The organism is Streptomyces sp. W16, from assembly GCF_033194735.1.
Taxonomy (GTDB): Bacteria; Actinomycetota; Actinomycetes; order Streptomycetales; family Streptomycetaceae; genus Streptomyces.
In genome coordinates this window covers 1-4597 of record NZ_JAWOAI010000662.1, presented here as the reverse complement: position 1 = coordinate 4597, position 4597 = coordinate 1, and the positions used below count along the sequence as shown (strand labels likewise).

The 4597-nt window shown below is 70.4% G+C and carries 5 protein-coding genes and 2 pseudogenes; 3 read left to right on the top strand and 4 right to left on the bottom strand.

The genetic code is table 11. The features are described 5' to 3' along the window. Positions 1–340, top strand: a pseudogene (locus tag R6V09_RS46525) (hypothetical protein); the annotation flags it as partial. A gap of 117 nt (positions 341–457) precedes the next feature. After that, complete coding sequence (locus tag R6V09_RS46520) at positions 458–1462, top strand: LLM class F420-dependent oxidoreductase (RefSeq protein ID WP_317887513.1); 1005 nt, start codon at positions 458–460, stop codon at positions 1460–1462. A gap of 14 nt (positions 1463–1476) precedes the next feature. Here the strand turns inward: R6V09_RS46520 and R6V09_RS46515 are convergent, their stop codons facing one another. Next, a complete protein-coding gene (locus R6V09_RS46515; RefSeq protein WP_317887512.1) occupies positions 1477–2043 on the bottom strand; it encodes a hypothetical protein in 567 nt (188 codons plus the stop codon). A gap of 126 nt (positions 2044–2169) precedes the next feature. Between R6V09_RS46515 and R6V09_RS46510 the strand changes: the two genes are divergently transcribed. Further along, a complete protein-coding gene (locus R6V09_RS46510; protein WP_317887511.1) occupies positions 2170–2463 on the top strand; it encodes a hypothetical protein in 294 nt (97 codons plus the stop codon). Between the two features lie 141 nt (positions 2464–2604). Here R6V09_RS46510 and R6V09_RS46505 read toward each other — a convergent pair whose 3' ends face one another. The 3 genes and pseudogenes from R6V09_RS46505 to R6V09_RS46495 all read right to left on the bottom strand — a co-directional run. Further along, positions 2605–3672, bottom strand: a complete 1068-nt coding sequence (locus R6V09_RS46505; protein ID WP_317887510.1) for a prenyltransferase — start codon at positions 3670–3672, stop codon at positions 2605–2607. Beyond that, entirely contained in the window at positions 3669–4403 is a 735-nt protein-coding gene (locus R6V09_RS46500) for a class I SAM-dependent methyltransferase (protein ID WP_262057804.1), read from the bottom strand. Before R6V09_RS46500 ends, R6V09_RS46505 begins: the two co-directional genes overlap by 4 nt. Next, positions 4397–4597 (bottom strand): annotated as a pseudogene (locus tag R6V09_RS46495) (glycosyltransferase family protein); the annotation flags it as partial. The pseudogene R6V09_RS46495 and the gene R6V09_RS46500, both read right to left, overlap by 7 nt.

The following is a 4597-nucleotide window of genomic DNA, read 5'->3' as shown; positions in this document are numbered from 1 at the left end:
CGCCCAGCCTCGCGGCGGTTACGGCCACCCGGGTGTCGGCGCCGGTGCGCCGCAGCCGTCGTACGGCACTCCGCCGCAGCAGGCGCAGACCGCGCAGCCGTTCGGGCAGCCCCAGCCGCAGCCGACGCCCCCTCCGGGTGGGGACTTCTCGCCGTTCTGGTTCGCCGTGCCGGTGGCCCGGCCGCTGTTCGCGGAGGACGGTTCGCCGTCGCCGATCGCCGAACTCGCGCCGGGTACCTGGTACTTGGCCGTCGAGCAGCGCGGTCCGGCGCTGATCGCGCAGACGCAGGACGGCCGTCGTGGCGTACTGCAGGACACGTCCGGGATCCAGCGCGGCTGAACCCCGTACCGTCTCCCACGGCCCCTCGCCCTTCCGGGTGGGGGGCCGTTGTCGTACAGTCGCAGCCGTCTCATCGACTGGCTGACGATCCGTCAGATAGCTGACTGTGGAGGCGATATGCGGCTCGGTCTCGCACTCGGGTACTGGGGGCGCGGGCCCTCCGCCGAGCATCTGCCGCTGGCCCAGGAGGCGGAGCGGCTCGGGTACGACTCGGTGTGGACGGCCGAGTCGTGGGGTTCCGACGCCTTCACTCCGCTGACCTGGATCGCCGCGCAGACGTCAAGGATCAAGCTGGGGACGGCGGTTGCGCAGATGGCGGCCCGCTCGCCGACCACCACCGCGATGCACGCGCTCACCCTCGACCATCTGTCGGGCGGGCGGATGATGCTCGGGCTCGGACTGTCGGGGCCGCAGGTGGTGGAGGGCTGGTACGGGCGGCCGTTCCCCAAGTCGCCGCTGACCGCGACCCGGGAGTACGTCGAGGTCGTACGGCAGGTGCTGCGGCGGGAGGCGCCGGTCGAGGTGGACGGGCGGTTCCACGCGCATCCCTACCGGGGCGCGGACGGTACGGGACTCGGCAAGCCGCTCAAGTCCATCACCCACCCGCTCCGCGCCGACCTGCCGATCCTCCTGGGCGCCGAGGGGCCGAGGAACGTGGCTCAGACTGCCCAACTCGCCGACGGGTGGCTGCCGTTGTACTGGTCGCCGAGCCGCCCGGAGGTCTACGGCACGACGACCTTCCGTGACGGCTTCCTCGTCGCGCCCATGGCGCAGGTGAAGGTCTGCGACGACGTCGCCGAAGGCCTGCTCCCCGTGAAGATGATGCTCGGCTTCTACATCGGCGGGATGGGGCACGCGGCCCGCAACTTCCACGCCGACCTGATGGCACGCATGGGGTACGAGGAAGAGGCCCGGCGGATACAGGAGTTGTTCCTCGGCGGGCGCCGGGAGGAGGCCGTGCTGGCCGTGCCGGACGCGTTCGCCGACGAGATCTCGCTCGTGGGGCCGCGTGAACGGATCGCGGAGCGGCTGGAGTTGTGGCGCAAGGGCCCGGTGACGGACCTGCTGGCCCTTGCGCCCGACCCGCACACGCTGCGGGTGCTGGCGGAGCTCAACTCCTAGTAGCGGACCGGGACTCAGCCTCCGGTGAGCTGCCCGGCCGACGGCACCTTGTCGGTCACCTCGGCGCCGGCGCTCTTCCCTGCGTCCTTGACCTTGTTGATGATGTCATCGAAGGAACTCGCCGTCGCGTCCGTCGAGTCGCCCTTGCGGAGCTTGGACGGCAGGTCCTTGAGGGAGTCGATGCCGGCGGTCAGCGGGGCGAGTGCCTTGGAGAGCGTGGGGTCGCCCTGGGCGTTCTTCTTGGCCGCCTTGAGCCGGTTGTACGCGAACGCGCCCGCGAGGCCTGCCTTGACGAGGGCGAACCTGCGTCCGCCCGCACCCTTCTTGAACTTGCCGGCCTTCCAGGGCTTCACGATCCACTGGTAGGTGGCACCGGCGGCGAGGCCCGCGTTGGCGACGAAGCGGGTCTTGGCGAGCTTCTGGCGCTCGGCGGTGGTGCTGGGGCTCGGGGTGGCGGCGGCCACGACGGCGGCGGTGTTCTGCGTGGCGTCCTCGGTGGCGCTGCCACAGGCGGTGGCGCCGGCGAGCAGGGCGCAGCACAGGGTGAGCGCCACGAAGAGGCGCCGTATCGGTACGGGCACGGAATCCTCCGGGGTTTTCCCCGAGTGGGTGTCCTTACCCCGGCAGCCTCACCCGGCCGGGGCGGTTGCGCCACCTGAGGGAACCCGTTCGGGTTTCACGCACGTTTGAGCGGCAATCCGGTGTGCATGTCCCCTGAATCCCGTCGCGGCCCCAATCAGGCCGGCAACATCGTCGCGGTCGCCGCAGACATCGCGGCCCTGATCCTGGGTCTCTGGATCATGATGTACCTACTGGACGCGAACCGAGGCAACGACCTCGTGAAGTTCGTCCATGACGCGGCCACCTGGCTCGCAGGCTGGTCCCACGACCTGTTCACGTTCCACAGGGCGTGGGCCCGCGTCGTCTGCGGCTACGGCCTGGCGGCCGTGGTCTACCTGTTCATAGGCCACGCCATCGCCAACCGTATGCACAAGTACTGAGCGGCTGCGGGTCCGTCGTGGCTGAGCGCGCAGTTCCCCGCGCCCCTAAAGGCAACAGCGGGCCGGTGTTTTTAGGGGCGCGGGGCTGTATCGATTTGCGGCTCCGCCGCGTGGGCGCGACCAGCCCCCACCGGCCCGCGCTCAACAACAATCCGGATCCAGCCCATTCGGCAAATGCTCGGCGCCGAACACAGCACAGGTCGCGTCATGACCCCCCAGCGCCGCCACAGCGAGAAGCAACGACCCCGCCGTCCACGTGGTCAGCTCGCGCGGCCACACCGCATCGTCCTCGAAGACATACCCCGTCCAGTACAGCCCGGTCTCCGCATCGCGCAGGTGCTGTATCGACTGGAGAATCTCCAGGGCGCGGTCGGACTCGCCCAACACCCACAGCGCCAGGGCGAGTTCGGCGGACTCGCCCCCGGTCACCCACGGGTTGGGGACGACACACCGCACCCCTAGCCCGGGCACGACGAAGCGGCTCCAGCCCTCCTCCACCCGGGACTTGGCCTCCGTGCCGGTCAACGCGCCGCCCAGGACCGGGTAGTACCAGTCCATCGAGTAGCGGTCCTTGTCCAGGAACCGTCCGGGATGGCGGCGGATCGCGTGCCGCAGTGCGCCGACCGCCAACTCCCAGTCCGGCTGCGGCTCTTCGCGCTGTTCGGCGATCGCGAGCGCGCAGCGCAGCGCCTGGTGGATCGAGGAGGAGCCGGTGAGGAGCGCGTCCGCCGTGTCCGTCCCGTCGTCCTCCCGCTTCCAGCCAATCTGCCCACCCGGCTGCTGCAGGCGGAGGACGAACTCGACGGCCGCGAACACCGTGGGCCACAGGCGGTCGAGGAACGTGTCGTCGCCGGTCGAGAGGTAGTGGTGCCACACGCCCACGGCCACGTAGGCGACGAAGTTGGTCTCGCGCCCCCGGTCGGTGACGTCGTGCGCGTCGCCGTCGGCGTAGGCCGCGTACCAGGAGCCGTCCTCGTTCTGGTGCCGGGCCAGCCAGTTGTACGCCCGCTCGGCGGCTTCGTGTTCGCCCGCCGCGTCGAGCGCCATCGCGGCCTCGGTGTGGTCCCACGGGTCGAGGTGATGGCCCCGGAACCATGGGATCGCCCCGTCCTCCCGCTGCACGGCGAGGATGCCGGCGACGGTCGCGGCGGCCTCCTCCGCGGTGAGGACCCCGGGCAGGACGAGGTGTTCTGTCCGGGGAGCGGTCACTTGGCTTCCGCCAGGGGGAGGTGCGGCTTGGTCGCGTAGGCCACGAAGCTCTTGCCGATCAGCGGGTTCAGCGCCTGTTCGGCGACCCGGGTGGCGAGGGGTTTCTTCATGATGTCCCAGACCAGGAGCTTGTGGTACGCCTGCACCGGCAGCACCTTGTCGTTGTCCACGCCGAACGCGCACTTCAGCCACCAGTACGGCGAGTGCAGCGCGTGCGCGTGATGGGTGCCGTAGGGCTTGAGGCCGGCCTCGCGGATCTTGGTGAGGAGTTCGTCCGCCTTGTAGATGCGGATGTGGCCGCCCTCGACCTCGTGGTAGGCGTCGGACAGGGCCCAGCAGACCTTCTCGGGGCCGTAGCGCGGGACGGTGATGGCGATCCGGCCGCCGGGCTTCAGCACCCGGACCATCTCGGCGAGCACTCCCTTGTCGTCCGGGATGTGCTCCATGACCTCGGAGATGATCACGACGTCGAACGACTCGTCGGGGAACGGAAGTTGGAGCGCGTCGCCCTCCATCGCGGTGGCGGTGGCACCGGCGGGGGCCTCGCCGGCCTCCTTCATCGCCGCGAACCACTTGGCGACCTCGCGGATCTCCTCGGCGTTCTGGTCGAGGGCGACGACCTGTGCCCCTCGCCGGTAGCACTCGAACGCGTGCCGCCCGGCACCGCACCCGAGGTCCAGGACACGGTCGCCAGGGGCGAGCGGGAACCGGGAGAAGTCGACGGTCAGCACGTGGCCCTGCTTTCGGGATAGACACCGGTAACACTGGTCGGAGAAGGGGATGGAGAGGTCGTACGGCCCGCGATCGCCTCGCGATACCTGGCTGCCGTGCCCTCGGCCGCCTTGGCCCAGGTGAACCGGGCCAGCACTCGCTCACGCCCGGCCCGGCCGAGTCGCGCTCTCAGCTCCGGGTCGCCCAGCAGTCG

Excerpts from the sequence above, each read along its gene's own strand:
- R6V09_RS46520 (WP_317887513.1), top strand. The coding sequence starts at position 458 with ATGCGGCTCGGTCTCGCACTCGGGTACTGGGGGCGCGGGCCCTCCGCC.
- R6V09_RS46510 (WP_317887511.1), top strand. The coding sequence starts at position 2,170 with ATGTCCCCTGAATCCCGTCGCGGCCCCAATCAGGCCGGCAACATCGTC.